The organism is Burkholderia reimsis (assembly GCF_003294055.1).
GTDB classification, from domain to species: Bacteria; Pseudomonadota; Gammaproteobacteria; order Burkholderiales; family Burkholderiaceae; genus Burkholderia; species Burkholderia cepacia.
In genome coordinates this window covers 120497-136571 of the sequence record NZ_QMFZ01000011.1, presented here as the reverse complement: position 1 = coordinate 136571, position 16075 = coordinate 120497, and the positions used below count along the sequence as shown (strand labels likewise).

General features: G+C 67.6%; 12 protein-coding genes. 3 read left to right on the top strand and 9 right to left on the bottom strand.

Going from position 1 to position 16075, the window contains the following annotated elements; translation table 11 throughout:
* Positions 1 to 88: 88 nt before the first annotated feature.
* The gene (locus tag DPV79_RS15410; RefSeq protein WP_021162356.1) at positions 89 to 1327 is read left to right on the top strand and encodes an MFS transporter; all 1239 of its coding nucleotides are present in this window, start codon (positions 89 to 91) and stop codon (positions 1325 to 1327) included.
* A gap of 78 nt (positions 1328 to 1405) precedes the next feature.
* Here the strand turns inward: DPV79_RS15410 and DPV79_RS15405 are convergent, their stop codons facing one another.
* Positions 1406 to 2203 carry a 5'-methylthioadenosine/adenosylhomocysteine nucleosidase gene (locus DPV79_RS15405; protein WP_048025567.1) on the bottom strand — a complete coding sequence of 266 codons (798 nt, stop codon included), beginning with the start codon at positions 2201 to 2203 and terminating at the stop codon, positions 1406 to 1408.
* On the bottom strand, positions 2200 to 4563 hold the full coding sequence (locus tag DPV79_RS15400; RefSeq protein WP_021162358.1) for a UvrD-helicase domain-containing protein: 2364 nt from the start codon (positions 4561 to 4563) through the stop codon (positions 2200 to 2202). The genes DPV79_RS15405 and DPV79_RS15400 overlap by 4 nt, the downstream gene beginning before the upstream one ends.
* A 235-nt stretch (positions 4564 to 4798) precedes the next feature.
* On the opposite strand from DPV79_RS15400, the gene DPV79_RS15390 reads away from it, so the two are divergent.
* Together DPV79_RS15390 and galU are read left to right on the top strand one after the other, a co-directional pair.
* Entirely contained in the window at positions 4799 to 7666 is a 2868-nt protein-coding gene (locus tag DPV79_RS15390) for a valine--tRNA ligase (RefSeq protein WP_059590126.1), read from the top strand.
* 87 nt (positions 7667 to 7753) lie between these two features.
* Positions 7754 to 8638: a UTP--glucose-1-phosphate uridylyltransferase GalU gene (gene galU, locus DPV79_RS15385; protein ID WP_021162362.1), complete on the top strand. Its 885-nt coding sequence runs from the start codon at positions 7754 to 7756 to the stop codon at positions 8636 to 8638.
* A 60-nt stretch (positions 8639 to 8698) separates the two neighbouring features.
* On the opposite strand, the gene DPV79_RS15380 is transcribed toward galU, so the two are convergent.
* The 7 genes from DPV79_RS15380 to DPV79_RS15350 all read right to left on the bottom strand — a co-directional run bounded on the left by DPV79_RS15380 (position 8699) and on the right by DPV79_RS15350 (position 15984).
* Positions 8699 to 9313: a DUF4136 domain-containing protein gene (locus DPV79_RS15380; RefSeq protein ID WP_027787730.1), complete on the bottom strand. Its 615-nt coding sequence runs from the start codon at positions 9311 to 9313 to the stop codon at positions 8699 to 8701.
* Between the two features lie 37 nt (positions 9314 to 9350).
* A complete protein-coding gene (locus tag DPV79_RS15375; RefSeq protein WP_059687290.1) occupies positions 9351 to 11738 on the bottom strand; it encodes a CHASE2 domain-containing protein in 2388 nt (795 codons plus the stop codon).
* Between the two features lie 10 nt (positions 11739 to 11748).
* Positions 11749 to 13110, bottom strand: coding sequence for a FecR family protein (locus DPV79_RS15370; RefSeq protein ID WP_060157884.1), 1362 nt, complete (start codon positions 13108 to 13110; stop codon positions 11749 to 11751).
* Positions 13107 to 13811, bottom strand: coding sequence for a response regulator transcription factor (locus tag DPV79_RS15365; RefSeq protein WP_006490421.1), 705 nt, complete (start codon positions 13809 to 13811; stop codon positions 13107 to 13109). The genes DPV79_RS15370 and DPV79_RS15365 overlap by 4 nt, the downstream gene beginning before the upstream one ends.
* 269 nt (positions 13812 to 14080) lie before the next feature.
* Positions 14081 to 14503, bottom strand: coding sequence for a peptidase (locus tag DPV79_RS15360; RefSeq protein WP_113045805.1), 423 nt, complete (start codon positions 14501 to 14503; stop codon positions 14081 to 14083).
* Positions 14504 to 14703: 200 nt separating this feature from the next.
* A complete protein-coding gene (locus tag DPV79_RS15355; protein ID WP_006402122.1) occupies positions 14704 to 14931 on the bottom strand; it encodes a sulfurtransferase TusA family protein in 228 nt (75 codons plus the stop codon).
* A 117-nt stretch (positions 14932 to 15048) separates the two neighbouring features.
* Entirely contained in the window at positions 15049 to 15984 is a 936-nt protein-coding gene (locus tag DPV79_RS15350; RefSeq protein ID WP_113045804.1) for a LysR family transcriptional regulator, read from the bottom strand.
* Positions 15985 to 16075: the final 91 nt, after the last annotated feature.

The following is a 16075-nucleotide window of genomic DNA, read 5'->3' as shown; positions in this document are numbered from 1 at the left end:
ACATTACACTTCTTTGACGCAGCAACGATTCAAGACGCGCCGATCCCCAGCAGAGCGCGCCCGCCACCTCAACTCGTTCAGCTCTCACATGGAAACCAGCCTCGACACCGGCTCCGCCGGCGCAGCCGCCACCCAGCCTTCCGCGCCACCCGTCGCCCGCACCGTCTACCCGGTGCTCGGCGCGATCAGCTTCTCGCACATGCTCAACGACATGATCCAGTCGTTGATCCTCGCGATCTACCCGATGCTCAAGAGCCAGTTCGCGCTGTCGTTCGCGCAGATCGGCCTGATCACGCTCACCTACCAGATCACCGCGTCGCTGCTGCAGCCGCTCGTCGGCCTCTATACCGACAAGCGGCCGAAACCGTATTCGCTGCCGGTCGGCATGGGTTTCACGCTCGCCGGGCTGCTGCTGATGTCGGTCGCGCCGAATTTCCCGATGCTGCTGGTGGCCGCGGCGCTCGTCGGCTGCGGCTCGTCGGTGTTCCATCCCGAATCGTCGCGCGTCGCGCGGATGGCGTCGGGCGGTCAGCACGGGCTCGCGCAGTCGGTGTTCCAGGTCGGCGGCAACGCGGGTTCCGCGCTCGGGCCGCTGCTCGCCGCGCTCGTGATCATTCCGCACGGCCAGCACAGCATCGCGTGGTTCTCGGCAGCCGCACTCGTCGCGATGATCGTGCTCACGCAGATCGGCCACTGGTACAAGAAGCATCCGTCGATGAAGAAGAAGGCCGCGGCGGCCGGCCATCCGACGCTGTCGCGCGGCCGCGTGATGGGCGCGATCGGCGTGCTGGTGCTGCTCGTGTTCTCGAAGTATTTCTACCTCGCGAGCATCAACAGCTATTTCACGTTCTACCTGATCGACAAGTTCCACCTGTCGGTGCAGGCCGCGCAGATCCACCTGTTCGTGTTCCTCGCGGCCGTGGCGGCAGGCACGCTGATCGGCGGGCCGGTGGGCGACCGGATCGGCCGCAAGTACGTGATCTGGGTATCGATCCTCGGCGTCGCGCCGTTCACGCTGCTGCTGCCGTACGCGAACCTGTTCTGGACCAGCGTGCTGACCGTGATCATCGGCATCGTGCTCGCGTCCGCGTTCGCCGCGATCCTGGTCTACGCGACGGAACTGATGCCCGGCAAGGTCGGGATGGTCGCGGGCCTGTTCTTCGGCTTCGCGTTCGGCCTCGGCGGTGTCGGCGCGGCCGTGCTCGGCCAGCTCGCCGACGCGACGAGCATCACGTTCGTCTACAAGGTGTGCTCGTTCCTGCCGCTGATCGGCGTGCTGACGGTGTTCCTGCCGAACCTCGAAAGCAGCCGGCGCAAGAAGGCGTGAAAAAACGGCCGCGGCGCGCCTGCCGGCGCCGCGGCCGTGATGCTCCGATCGACGGGATCGACGGGATCGACGGCGGCTTCAGGCCGCCGTCGTCGCATGCAGCGTCAGGAAACGCTTGAGGATGCCGGACGAATAGCTGCTCGCGATCGCCGACAGGAAGTGCGAGAACGACTGCGTCGCGTGGTCGTCGGCCGTATCGGAGATCGTGCGCACGAGCGCGAACGGCACGTCGTGCTCCGCGCACACCTGCGCGATCGCGGCCCCTTCCATTTCGACCGCGAGCGCATCCGGCAGCGCGTCGCGCAGCGCGACGACCTCGCGCTCGCTCGACACGAAGCGGTCGCCGCTGATGACGAGCCCCGCATGCAGCGTCGCGCCGGCCAGGCTGAAGCGAGCGGCGAACTGCGCCCCCTCTTCCGCGACGAATTGCGTGCACGCGGCCCGCAGGCGCGCGGTCAGTGCGGCGTCGGTCGCGAAACGCGTGATGCCCAGCAAAGGCACCTCATAGCGCGGAAACAGCGGCGACGCGTCGAGATCGTGCTGCAGCAGCGTATCGGCCACGACGACATCGCCGACGCGCACCGTGCGCGACACACCGCCCGCGACGCCGGTGAACACGATGCCCGACACGCCGAACACGTGGATCAGCGCGCTGACCGTCGCGGCGGCCGCGACCTTGCCGACCCGCGCGAGCGTCACCACACAGGCCGCGCCGTGCACGGTACCGACGTGATAATCGCGGCGGCCGAGCGTGACCGTCTTCATCGCGCCGTCGGCGCGCATCGCGGCGATCAGGTCGCCGAGTTCCTCGGGCAGCGCGGCCAGGATGCCGAGCGGTCGAATCGAAGCGGTACCCACCCTGTCGATGCCCGTCATTCCACCGCCTGCAGTTTCGCGACCGCGAGCGCGAGCCACTTCTCGCCGTGCCGCTTGAATTTCACCTGTGCCTTCGCATCGGTGCCGTTGCCTTCGAGCGCGGTGACCGTGCCTTCGCCGAACTTGGTATGGAACACCTGCTGGCCGACGCGGAAACCGGTATCGGCGGCACGCTGCTTGTTCGCGAACGCCGGCAGCGGCGCGGACACGGCCGCATCGACGATCTGCTCGCGACTGCCGCCGCCCGGCCGCGCGAACCAGTCGCGCCCGTACCCGGCGTTGTCCGACCGGCCACCCCAGCGCGAACCGGCCTCGACCTTCGGCGTCAGCCACTTGAGCACGTGTTCGGGCAGCTCGTCGAAGAAGCGCGAGCGCACGTTGTAACGCGTCTGGCCATGCAGCATCCGGCTCTGCGCGAACGACAGGTAGAGCCGCTCCTTCGCGCGCGTGATCGCGACGTACATCAGCCGGCGCTCTTCCTCGAGGCCGTCCGATTCGAGCACGCTGTTCTCGTGCGGGAACAGCCCTTCCTCGAGGCCCGTGATGAACACGGCCGAGAATTCGAGCCCCTTCGCCGCGTGCACCGTCATCAGCTGCACGGCGTCCTGGCCGGCCTGCGCCTGGTTGTCGCCGGCCTCCAGCGACGCATGCGACAGGAAACCGGCGAGCGGCGTCATCGTGTCGGGGTTCTGTGCCGGATCGGCAGGCGATACCGGGTCGAGCACGTCGACCGCCTGATCGTCCGCCGCGGTGCCGAGCTCCGGGGCCGCGATCGCGCCCGCGCGCAGCGGAATCGAACGGGCCGGCGTGTCGAGCCCGTAGCCCTCCTCGGCGATGAACGCGGTGGCCGCGTTCACGAGTTCCTGCAAGTTCTCGAGACGGTCCTGGCCTTCGCGCTCGCCCTGGTAGAAATCGGCGAGACCGCTGGCGCGAACGATGTGCTCGACGGTGTCGGGCAGGTTCATCTGCTGCGTGTCGGCGCGCATCTTCGCGACCAGGTTCGCGAACCCGCCGAGGCTCGTGCCGGCCTTGCCCGTCACGTACGGAATCGCGGCGGCCATCGAGCAGCCGTACAGGCGCGCGGCGTCGGCGAGCTGCTCGATCGAGCGCGCGCCGATTCCGCGGGTCGGGAAGTTCACGACGCGCACGAACGCGGTGTCGTCGTTCGGGTTGTCGATCAGGCGCAGGTACGCGAGTGCGTGCTTCACTTCCTGGCGTTCGAAGAAGCGCAGGCCGCCGTACACGCGGTACGGAATGCCCGACGACATCAGCGTATGTTCGATCGAGCGCGACTGCGCATTGCTGCGGTACAGGACGGCCACTTCGCTGCGCGCCATCCCGGTGTTGATCAGCGAACGGATCTCCTCGACGATCCAGCCGGCTTCCTGCGAATCGGTGCTCGCCTCGTACACGCGCACGGGCTCGCCGTGGCCCGCGTCGGTGCGCAGGTTCTTGCCGAGGCGGTGCGTGTTGTTCGAGATCAGCTGGTTCGCCGCGTCGAGGATGTTGCCGTGCGACCGGTAGTTCTGCTCGAGCTTGATCAGGTTGCGCACACGGAATTCGTCTTCGAAGTCGCGCATGTTGCCGACGTTCGCGCCGCGGAACGCGTAGATCGACTGATCGTCGTCGCCGACCGCGAAGATCGCGTTCTGGCCGCCCGCGAGCATCTTGAGCCACGCGTACTGCAGCTTGTTGGTGTCCTGGAACTCGTCGACGAGGATGTGCCGGAAGCGCGCCTGGTAGTGCGCGCGCAGCGGCGCGTTGTACGCGAGCAATTCATAGCAGCGCAGCAGCAGCTCGGGGAAATCGACGACGCCCTCGCGCTGGCACTGCTGGTCGTATGCCTGGTACAGCTCGACGAACTTGCGGTTGAAGTTGTCGGTCGCGTCGACCTTGTCGGGACGCAGCCCCTGCTCCTTCGCATTGTTGATGAAGTACTGGACGTTCTTCGGCGGGTACTTCTCGTCGTCGACGTTCGCCGCCTTCATCAGCCGCTTGATCGCGGACAGCTGGTCGGCCGTGTCGAGGATCTGGAAGGTCTGCGGCAGGCCGGCGTCGCGCCAGTGCGTGCGCAGCATCCGGTTGCACAGGCCGTGGAACGTGCCGATCCACATCCCGCGCGTGTCGATCGGCATCATCGCCGACAGGCGCGCCATCATCTCGCGCGCGGCCTTGTTCGTGAAGGTCACGGCGAGCACGGTGGGCGGCGATGCGTAGCCCTGCTGGATCAGCCACGCGATGCGCGTGATCAGTACGCGGGTCTTGCCGCTGCCCGCCCCTGCGAGGATCAGCGCCGGTTCGTTCGGCAACGTGACGGCGGCGAGTTGTTCGGGGTTCAGATTGGCGAGCAGGTCGGGCATGGAGCGGCAGCGAACGGGCGAGAAAAATGCGGACCCGACATTATAAGTCGGCCGGACGATGCCGTTCCCGATCCGTTCGACCGCCCGTCGCGGGTACGTTGCCGGCAGGTTGCCGGCATGTGGCGGCCGCGTCGCGACGGGCCCGCGTCGGCAAGGCGATGGCTGGTCGATGTGCATCCATTTATAATTGTCGGATTCGGCATCCAATTCACGCATTTTTCGGCAGATTTCCAACATGAGCGACAACACGCTTGCGAAGAGTTTCGAGCCCCACACCATCGAGTCCCATTGGGGGCCGGAGTGGGAAAAGCGCGGTTACGCGGCCCCGGCATTCGATCCGGCCCGCCCCGATTTCTCGATCCAGTTGCCGCCGCCGAACGTGACGGGCACGCTGCACATGGGCCACGCGTTCAACCAGACGATCATGGACGGCCTCGCCCGCTACCACCGGATGCTCGGCGAGAACACGCTGTGGGTGCCCGGCACCGACCACGCGGGGATCGCGACCCAGATCGTCGTCGAGCGCCAGCTCGACGCGCAGGGCGTGTCGCGCCACGACCTCGGCCGCGAGAAGTTCGTGGAGCGCGTGTGGGAATGGAAGGAAAAATCCGGTTCGACGATCACCGGCCAGGTGCGTCGCATCGGCGCGTCCACCGACTGGTCGCGCGAATACTTCACGATGGACGACAAGATGTCGGCCGCCGTGCGCGACGTGTTCGTCACGCTTTATGAACAGGGCCTGATCTACCGCGGCAAGCGCCTCGTCAACTGGGATCCGGTGCTGTTGACCGCCGTGTCGGATCTCGAAGTCGTCAGCGAAGAGGAAAACGGCCACCTGTGGCACATCCGCTACCCGCTCGTCGACGGCTCGGGCTCGCTGACCGTTGCCACGACGCGCCCGGAAACGATGCTCGGCGACGTCGCGCTGATGGTCCATCCGGAAGACGAGCGCTACGCGCACCTGATCGGCAAACTCGTCACGCTGCCGCTGACGGGCCGCGAGATCCCGGTGATCGCCGACGACTACGTCGACCGCGAGTTCGGCACGGGCGTCGTGAAGGTCACGCCCGCGCACGACTTCAACGACTACCAGGTCGGCCTGCGCCACAACCTCGCGCCGATCGAGATCCTGACGCTCGACGCGAAGATCAACGACAACGGCCCCGAGCAGTATCGCGGCCTCGACCGCTTCGACGCGCGCAAGGCGATCGTCGCCGACCTCGACGCAGCGGGCTTCCTCGACTCGGTGAAACCGCACAAGCTGATGGTGCCGCGCGGCGACCGCACGGGCGTCGTCATCGAGCCGATGCTGACCGACCAGTGGTTCGTCGCGATGACGAAGCCGGCGCCGGAAGGCACGTTCAATCCCGGCAAGTCGATCACGGAAACGTCGCTCGACGTCGTGCGCAACGGCCAGATCAAGTTCGTGCCGGAAAACTGGACGACCACCTATTACCAGTGGCTCGAGAACATCCAGGACTGGTGCATCTCGCGCCAGCTGTGGTGGGGCCACCAGATTCCCGCGTGGTACGGCGAGAACGGCGAGGTGTTCGTCGCGCGCAACGAGGAAGAAGCGCGCACACAGGCTGCCGCGAAGGGTTACGCGGGCGCGCTGAAGCGCGACGAGGACGTGCTCGACACGTGGTTCTCGTCGGCGCTCGTGCCGTTCTCGTCGCTCGGCTGGCCGAACGAAACGCCTGAGCTGAAGCACTTCCTGCCGTCGTCGGTGCTCGTCACGGGCTTCGACATCATCTTCTTCTGGGTCGCCCGGATGGTGATGATGACCACGCACTTCACGGGCCAGGTGCCGTTCCACACCGTCTACGTGCACGGCCTCGTGCGCGACGCGGAAGGCCAGAAGATGTCGAAGAGCAAGGGCAACACGCTCGACCCGATCGACATCGTCGACGGCATCGACCTCGACACGCTGGTCGCGAAGCGCACGACGGGCCTGATGAACCCGAAACAGGCCGCGACGATCGAGAAGAAGACGCGCAAGGAATTCCCGGACGGCATCGCCGCGTTCGGTACCGACGCGCTGCGCTTCACGATGGCGTCGATGGCAACGCTCGGCCGCAACGTGAACTTCGACCTCGCGCGCTGCGAGGGCTATCGCAACTTCTGCAACAAGCTGTGGAACGCGACGCGCTTCGTGCTGATGAACTGCGAAGGCCACGACTGCGGCAGCGACAAGCCGGAAGTCTGCGGCGCGGGCGATTGCGGCCCGGGCGGCTACCTCGACTTCTCGGCGGCCGACCGCTGGATCGTGTCGCTGCTGCAGCGCACCGAGGCCGACATCGCGAAGGGCTTCGCCGATTACCGCTTCGACAACATCGCAAGCAGCATCTACAAGTTCGTGTGGGACGAATACTGCGACTGGTATCTCGAACTCGCGAAGGTGCAGATCCAGAACGGCACGCCGGAACAGCAGCGCGCCACGCGCCGCACGCTGCTGCGCGTGCTCGAAACGGTGCTGCGCCTCGCCCACCCGATCATCCCGTTCATTACCGAAGCGCTCTGGCAGAAGGTCGCGCCGCTCGCGGGCCGCTATCCGCAAGGCAAGGCCGACGGAGAAGCGTCGCTGATGGTGCAGGCGTACCCGGTCGCGAACCTGCAGAAGATCGACGAGGTGTCCGAACAGTGGGCGGCCGACCTGAAGGCGATCGTCGACGCGTGCCGCAACCTGCGCGGCGAGATGAACCTGTCGCCGGCAACCAAGGTGCCGCTGCTTGCCGCCGGCGATGCCGAGCGCCTGCGCTCGTTCGCGCCGTACGTCCAGGCCCTCGCCCGCCTGTCGGAAGTGCAGATCCTCGCGGACGAAGCGGCGCTCGACAAGGAGGCGCACGGCGCGCCGATCGCGATCGTCGGGCCGAACAAGCTGGTGCTGAAGGTGGAAATCGACGTCGCGGCCGAACGCGAGCGCCTGTCGAAGGAAATCGCGCGCCTGACGGGCGAAATCGCGAAGTGCAATGCGAAGCTCGGCAACGAGGCTTTCGTCGCGAAAGCGCCGCCGGCGGTGGTCGAACAGGAGCAGAAGCGCGTCGCGGAATTCCAGAGCACGCTCGAAAAACTGCGTGCGCAGCTCGATCGGTTGCCTGCGTAACAAAGGGTAAGGTTGTTTGCGTTCACTATAATGCGGGCGTGAACATAAACCGTCTGACAAGTCGATTACAGAAATAAAGGTTCGATCATGTTGAAAGTCACCAAGGCGGTATTCCCTGTTGCCGGCCTCGGCACGCGCTTCCTGCCGGCAACGAAGGCAAGCCCGAAGGAAATGCTGCCGGTCGTCGACAAGCCGCTGATCCAGTACGCGGTCGAGGAAGCGATCGCCGCCGGCATTACCGAGATGATCTTCGTCACCGGGCGCAGCAAGCGCGCGATCGAGGACCATTTCGACAAGTCGTACGAAATCGAGGCCGAACTCGAGGCGCGCGGCAAGGAGAAGCTGCTCGAACTCGTGCGCAGCATCAAGCCGAGCCATGTCGACTGCTTCTACGTGCGCCAGCCGGAAGCGCTCGGCCTCGGCCATGCGGTGCTGTGCGCGGAAAAGCTCGTGGCGGACAACCCGTTCGCGGTGATCCTCGCCGACGACCTGCTCGACGGCAACCCGCCCGTGATGAAACAGATGGTCGACGTGTTCGACCACTATCACAGCTCGGTGATCGGCGTCGAAGAGATCCCGCCGTCGGAGACGAAGTCGTACGGGATCGTCGACGGCAAGGAGTGGGAGGAGTCGATCGTCAAGATGTCGGCGATCATCGAAAAGCCGGCGCCGGAAGTCGCGCCGTCGAACCTCGGCGTGGTCGGGCGCTACATCCTCAAGCCGAGGATCTTCGAGCACCTGCGCGCGCTGAAGCCCGGCGCGGGCGGCGAACTGCAGCTCACCGACGCGATCCAGGCACTGCTCGCCGATGAACAGGTGCTGGCCTACAAGTACCAGGGCACGCGCTACGACTGCGGCAGCAAGCTCGGCTACCTGAAGGCGACGGTCGAATTCGCGCTGCGCCACGCGGAAGTCGGCGCGGAATTCGACGCGTACCTGCGCTCGCGCGACGGCGCACACCCGGCCGACTGAACGCGGCAAGGGCACAAGGGCTCACTCCGGCGAGCCCGCCCTCACCTCGCCGGCCGGCGCTCAGCGCGCTTCGGCCGGCTTCACCGAGACGACGCCCGGCATCCCGCCCGCGTCGTCTTTTTTCGTCTTGACGAGCCAGCCGTTGCCCGCGTCGAACGGCATCTTCGCGAGCGCGCTCTTCACGAGCGCCGGCGCGGCCTGCTGCGTGCCCGGCTCACGATCGCGCAGCGACGCCGTCACGCGATAGACGTCGGCCCCCGACTTCGCGTCGACGAACCGCAGCGTCAGCACGTGGCGGTATACCTTCCCGGCGAACGGCAGCGCGAGCGGCGACGGCCCGTCGACGGTCACGCATGCGCTGCTCGCCGCACCGCACTGGTCGGCGACGGCCGCGACCGCCGTCGGCTGCGTCGCGTAGGCGACCGACAGCCGGTAACGCGCGTCCTTGAGCGGTTTCGCATCGAAGCCGCGGTGCGCGAGTTCGTCGCGCACGAGCGTCTCGATCTGCCGGTATTCGGCATCGTTGGCCTGCGCGGCCGTCCGCACGAAATCGTAGCCGTGTGCATCGGATGCGAACGCGTTCGGCTGCCCGACCGCACTCACGCCGCTCGTCACGCCGGCGCAACCCGTCAACAGCGACGCCGCCAGCGCGGCCGCTGCCCATTCCTTTCTCATGGCTTTCCCCAAATGCCTGCCGTCGTGCCCGGCCCTATCAGGCGGACGGCTCGTCGATCGCGGGCAGCGACACCGTCACCGCGGTGCCGACACCCACCTCGCTGTCGACCGACACGCTGCCCCCATGGCGCGTGACGACCGTCTTCACGAATGCCATGCCGAGCCCGGAGCCCGAGATTTCGGGCCGCTCGCCGGCATGGAACCGCTTGAAACGCTCGAACAGATGCCGCTGATCTTCCGGCGCAATGCCGTACCCCTGATCGCGAATCGTACAGAACATCCGTTTCGACGCATGCTCGACCGCCAGCGTACACGTGATCACGGTGTCGGACGGACTGTATTTGACTGCGTTGTTCAGCAGGTTCACGAACGCGCGCGTGATCAGCGAGCGGTCCGCGCGCACCCAGCACATGTCGGTGCCGACGTCGGTGTCGATGCGGATGTGCTTCGCCTGCGCCTGCGGCCATACCTCGTCGCTCGCGTCGATCAGCACGTCGACGAGGCTCGTCGCCTCGAGCTGGTACGCCTGCGACTCCGCGCGCGCCAACTGCACGAACTCGTCGGCGAGCGACAGCGCGCGGTGCGCATAGCGCTCGATCCGCGCGAGCAGCCCGCGCATCGCGTCGGTCTCGACGCGGTCGCGCTCGATCTCGACGAGCGCGAGGATCGACGACTGCGGCGAGCGCATGTCGTGCGACAGCAGGTGCAGCGCTTCCTCGCGATGCCGCTCGGCCGCGTGCAGTTCGGTCACGTCGACGAGGCCGGCGATCCAGCCCGTCACGCGGCCCTGCGCGTTCGTGCAGGCCGCGTAGCGTAGCAAATGGTCGAGCCCGTCGCGATCGCGCACCTCGATGCCGCGCGCCATCGCGTCGTGCTCGGCCTCGAGCGTCGGGTCGAGCACGGCCGGCCAGTGCTCGCGGATCGCCGAATCGTGTTCGGCGTTACCGTCGACGGTCTTCATGAACGTCAGCTCGCCGAGCGCGGTGCGCAGCGGCCGCCCTTCCGGCAGCGGCAGCGACAGGCGCGACCCGTAGCGCTTGGCCGCATGGTTCGCAATCAGCACGGTGCCGGCCAGGTCGGTCACGAAGATCGGCTCGGGCATGCTGTCGAGGCTGTCCCACACGAAGCGCTTCATGTCCTGCACGCGCTGCGCGGCTTGCGCCATCAGCGCCATCTGCCGCTCGAGCACGTCGCCGCCGACGCTGCGCGTGCGCGGCGCCTCGGGCAGCAGGTGCGGCTCGTCGGCGAGCCGCTGCAGCTCGCGGCGCAGGTACGACATCGTCATTTCCAGGCGCCGCCAGTTCCAGATCGGGTAGACGGCGACCAGCCCGAAGATCGCGGGCGCCGGCGACAGCCAGATGCGCGCCTCGAACAGCAGCGCCATGCTCGCGACGACGGCGAGCCCGGCAAGGCTCAGCGTGAGCAGCAGCGCGCGCCACGGCGAAAGCATCAGGAAGCCGCCCAGCAGCACGGCAAGCGGCAGCAGCGACGCAGCGAACAGCCCGGCGCGCGACGCGGGCGAGATCGCGCTGCCGGTCGCCAGCATGTCGAGCACGTTGGCATGGATATACACACCGGCGAGCGGCCCGAACTCGCCGGACACGGGCGTCGCGAAGCGGTCGTACAGCCCCGACGCCGTCACGCCGACGACGACGATCTTGCCGCGCAGCGCGTCGGGTTTCACGCGCCCTTCGAGCACGTCGTCGAACGACAGCGTCGGATACGCGGGCGTGTTGCGGCTGAACGGGATCAGGTAGCGGCCCTCGCCCGCCGCGTCGCGCGACAGGTCGTGCGCGTTCTCGCCCGGCACGCCGCCGACCGGATGCAGCCGGCCGCCCTGGATCGCGCGATACACGGGCACCATCAGTTGCGGCCAGCGCACGCGGCCGTCGCTTTCGAACAGTGCGACGCTGCGTACGATACCGTCGCGGTCGACTTCGAGGTTGATGTGGCCGAGCCCGACCGCGCGCGCCGCGAGCGCGGCCACCGGCGGATCGACCGCGCGCGTGCCGTCCGCCTGTTCAGGGCTCAGCAGCACGGGCAGGAAGGTCGGCACGCGGCTCATCGCGTCCGCGAACGCGCGATCCTCCGCGGACGGTTCGGTGAACAGCACGTCGTAGACGACGGCAGCCGGCTGCGCGCGCGCCAGCGTGTCGAGCAGCCGCGCGTGCACGTCGCGCGACCACGGCCAGCGGCCGAGCGCGGACACGCTCTGGTTGTCGATGTCGACGACCACCACGTCGGGCGACAGCGGCAGGCTGCGCAGCATCAGCAGCCGGTCGTAGATCAGGCCGTCGACGCTCGTCGACAGGCGGCCGAGCGCGCACGCGAGGATCACCGCGATCCCGAGGCAGCCGATCGCGATCCATTCGATCAGGAAGCGGCGGCCGAGGCGCCGCCGCGGGGAAACGGAGTCGGGTTTCATGCGCCGCGGATCAGCGCGACAGCGTGAACGCGCTGACCGGACTGGTCTTCTCGTAGAACTTGCCGCCCTCGAATTCCTCGACCGTCACGGCCCAGAAATAGTCGCCCGGCGGCAGGTGCGCGACGGTGATCTGGCGCGCATGCAGGCCGACCTGGTCGACGACCGGTGCGCTCAGGTCCTTCGAGCGCGACAGCACGAACCGGTAACGCGCATCCTTGCCCGAACCGTTCGGCGACCAGCGGAACTCGTAGCCGCCGGCGCCGGGCGACGCGCTCGCGTCGAGCCCCATCACGCGGCGCTCGAACGCATACGTGCGCGGCCGGCCCTCGAGGCCGTTCGCGTCGATCGCGGCGACCCGCACGAAGTAGTTTCCGTTCGGCACGTCGTGAAAGACCGCCCGCGGAGAATCGGTGCGCGTTTCGCGGAACAGGTCGAGCAGCCCGGCGTCGTGCGCGAGCTGCAAGCGGTAGGCATGCGCGTCGGCGAGCGGCGCGACGTCGAATGTGACGTCGGGCTCGTCCTGCACCTTGTCGGGGTGCGCGAGCGCCGGTGCGGGCAACAGCTCGACGGGCGCGCCGACCGCGCCGGACGACGTCGCGACGCTGCCGAAATTCGCATGCACGAGCGTCGGGCCGGCCGGTTGCCGATCGCCCGCGACGCCGACGGTACCGTCGAGCACTTCGACGCGCGTCGACGCGCTACCGGCCGCGTCGTAATTCACGCGAAAGTGCGTACCGCGCACGCCGGCCACGACCGACGGCGAACGGATCTGGAAGCGGTCGTCGCGTTTCTTCAGATGGGTGACCTCGCTGTCGACCGAGCCGCGCGTGAGTTCGAACTCACGATCGAGCGTGCCGGTCAGCACCGTGCGGCGCAGCGCCTTCAGGTCGAGCTGGCTGTCGGGCGGCAGGCTCATGTGCGTGCCGTCGGCGAGCTCGAGCGTCACGAAGCCGTTCGGGCCCGTGCGCACGCGATCGCCCTCGGCAAGCGTCGCGTCGTTCGCGAGCGGCGCGTAAGCGTCGCCGGACGCGCGTTCGGCCGTCCCCTGTACCGCGATGACGCGCGCGGTCAGTTTTTCCTTGCGCAGGCGCGCCACCGGCAGCTTCAGCGCGATGCCGGGCTGCAGGTGTTTCGGCGCGGGTACGCCGTTGATCTGCTGAAGCAGTTGCCAATCGTCCGCGCCCTGCAGGTAGCGCGCGGCGACGTCATATAGCGTGTCGCCCGCCTGCGTGCGGTAGACGACCATCTTGCCCGCAGCGGCTGGCGGCTGCGCGGCCGCATGCTGCGCGGCGAACGCAAACGCGACCGCGCAGGACACACGCAGCGCCACCGTCCGCAGGTTCGCCGTGTGCTGCGTGATTCCCGTGGTCACTCCGGTTCTCCCTGGCCGACCCGCTCGAGCCGGTAGCCGTAGCCGTAGATCGGCGCGAGGCGATAGCCGTTTTCGGGCCGCAGGCCGAGCTTGGTGCGCAGCATCGAGATGTGCGTATCCATCGTGCGCGACGGGATGTCGGTCGCCTGCTTCCACACGAGATCGAGAATGTGCGCGCGCGACAGCGGCCGGTCGAGGTGCTGGAACAGCAGCAGCGCGAGCTCGAATTCCTTCTGCGTGAGACTCACGGCCTTGTCGCCGACGTAGGCCTGCTTCAGGTTCACGTCGAAACGGAATTGATCGAACTCGCGAACGGTTGCCTCGGCGTTGACCGGATACGCGCGGCGCAGCAACGAGCCGATGCGCGCACGCAGGATCGGGCCCGACACGGGCTTGACCACGTAATCGTCGGCGCCGGCGTTGAGGATCTGCGTGATCCCCGCCTCGTCGTCACGGCTCGTCATGAAGATGATCGGCAGGCTGTGCTCGGTCTGATTCGCACGCACCCACTTCAGCACTTCCTCGCCGGACATGTCGGGCACGTTCCAGTCGAGCACCAGCAGATCGAAGGTCTCGCGCTGCAGGCGCTTCTTCAGGGCCTTGCCTTCCTTGAACGCATAGCACGTATGGCCGACGGCCGTCAGCGTTTGACTGACGAAATCCGTCTGGGCCGGATCGTCATCCAGTACAGCAATTCTCATAGCACCCCGCAAATCGAAATCGATTCGTCCAGTTCAGCTCCCCGCCCCAACCCCGGCCGCGCAGCATGTGCGCGGCTTCCGGATCCCGGCCGGCGAGCCGTCGTTCGCCGCTCGCGCCACCTGCGCAAACCGGCGACCCCGGCTAAATATCTCAAAAACGGGGCACGGACGAACCGGCGATTTCATCATAGTAGTATGAAATTCGCCAATAAATTGCGCGGACTACCGTCTTTTCTTCGAATAATGCTTCCCGTCGCGCAATCGGGCGCCTAGTCGACGCCTGCGATGCCGGCCACCGGCTCGGCAACATCGTCGGCCGGCACGTGCGGCGACAGCGGTTCCGAATGCGCCGGTTGTACAAGCATCCGCTGCAGCTGGCCACGCACGCGCTCCCACGCGGCGGCCGCGTAATCCGGCTGGCTCGCCGCCCACGCCTGCGCCAGATCGAACACGCGCTCGATCGTCGCACCGCAGTAGGTCAGGCCCGAGCCGTCGTCCAGCGCGGCGTCGCGCAGCCGTTCGTCGAGCCACTCGGCCAGCCACGGCATCTCGGCCGCGGCCGAATCCGCGTAGGCTTCCAGCGCCGCACGCGCGTGACGATCCTGCTGCGGATCGAGCTCGATACGGCTCAGTCCCGATACGCTGCGTTCCGCTCCGGACGGACTTCGAATGGTCCCTGGTCTGAAGGACATGTCCTCTCCCCGTTGTACGACGGTAGCGTCAGGCATGGCCCCCGTGCCCGCCGTAAGACGTACCGTGGCCGGCGCATCCGCTGGGAGCGGACGACCGGCCGGGTCAGTATACGCAGCCGGTCACGAAGCGAGGTTTAAGAATTGTCAGAAAAGCGCGGCCTGGCTGGCGCCAGGCGCGGCCGGCAGCATGACGCCGGCCTTCAGCGGCGGCGCATCAGGAACACGAAGGTCTTGTCCTGCGTCGTCGATTCGACGATCTCGTTGCCCGTCTGCTTCGCGAACGCGGCGAAATCGCGCTGCGAACCCGGATCGGTCGCGAGCACCTTGAGGATTTGCCCGCTTTCCATATCGGCGAGCGCTTTCTTGGCACGCAGGATCGGCAACGGGCAATTGAGCCCGCGCGCGTCCACTTCCTTGTGAATCTGCATCGGCTGTCGACCTTCGAATGTCGCGCCACACGCGGCGCGGGAAGAAGCCGCGATTTTACCGCAGCGCCGCCGCGCCTGCCCGGGCAGGCCAAGGCCCGGCACCCGCGCGCACCGGGTTCACGCGCCGGAGAAGCCGCCCGCGAGCCGTTCCCGCAGGTGCCGCACGAGCGCGCGCACCGCGCTCGGCACGACCGGGCTGTACGGGCGGATCGCGAAGATGTGGTCGCCGAACGCGCCTGACGGCCGCCAGCCGTCGAGCAGCGCGACGAGCCGGCCGCCGTCGAGATCGCGCTGCGCGCTGAAGTCCGGCAGCAGCGCGATGCCGAGCCCGCCGAGCGCGGCTTCGCGCATCGCCTCGCTGTTGTTCGCCGCGAAACTGCCGCGCACCGGCACGCTCACGCGCTCGCGCCGCCGGCCGTCCGGCTCGAAGCTCCACGCGGCCGGCTCGTGCTCGCGCAGGTAGCACAGGCAGCTGTGCTCGACGAGTTCGCTCGGGTGTTTCGGCGCGCCGCGCGCGTCGAGGTAGTCGCGGCTCGCGACGAGCAGCGAACGCGTGTCGCACAGCTTCCACGCGACGTGGGTCTGCGGCGCGGTGGTCGTATGGCGGATCGCGAGATCGAAACCCTCCTGCGTCAGCGAATGCAGCCGGTCCGACAGGTCGAGCTCGATATTCACGCCCGGATGCCGCCGCAGGAAATCCGGCAGGTGCGGCACGACCTGCTGGCGCCCGAGCGCAACCGGCACCGTCACGCGCAGCAGGCCGCGCGGCTCCCCGGCCAGATCCTTCACGCGCGCGAAGTGCTGCCCGATCGACTCGAACGCGTCGCGCGTGCTGTCGACGAGCGTCTGGCCCGCGTCGGTGAGCCGCACGCTGCGCGTCGTGCGCCGCACGAGCGGCACGCCGGCCGCTTTTTCGAGATCGGCGATGCGCTGGCTCATCGCGGCCTTGCTGATGCCGAGCCGCTGCGCGGCGGCCGTGAAACTGCCGGCCGCGGCCAGCACCGTCAGCGAATGGATATGCGGCCAGAGCGCCTGGACATTTTGCTGATTCATCCGCCGATTATTCAGAATTCTGAACAGTGAATCAAGCTGCGCGGCCTTCTCCCGCCCGGCGCGTTTGCCTAGACTGGGTGCCGTCCACCCT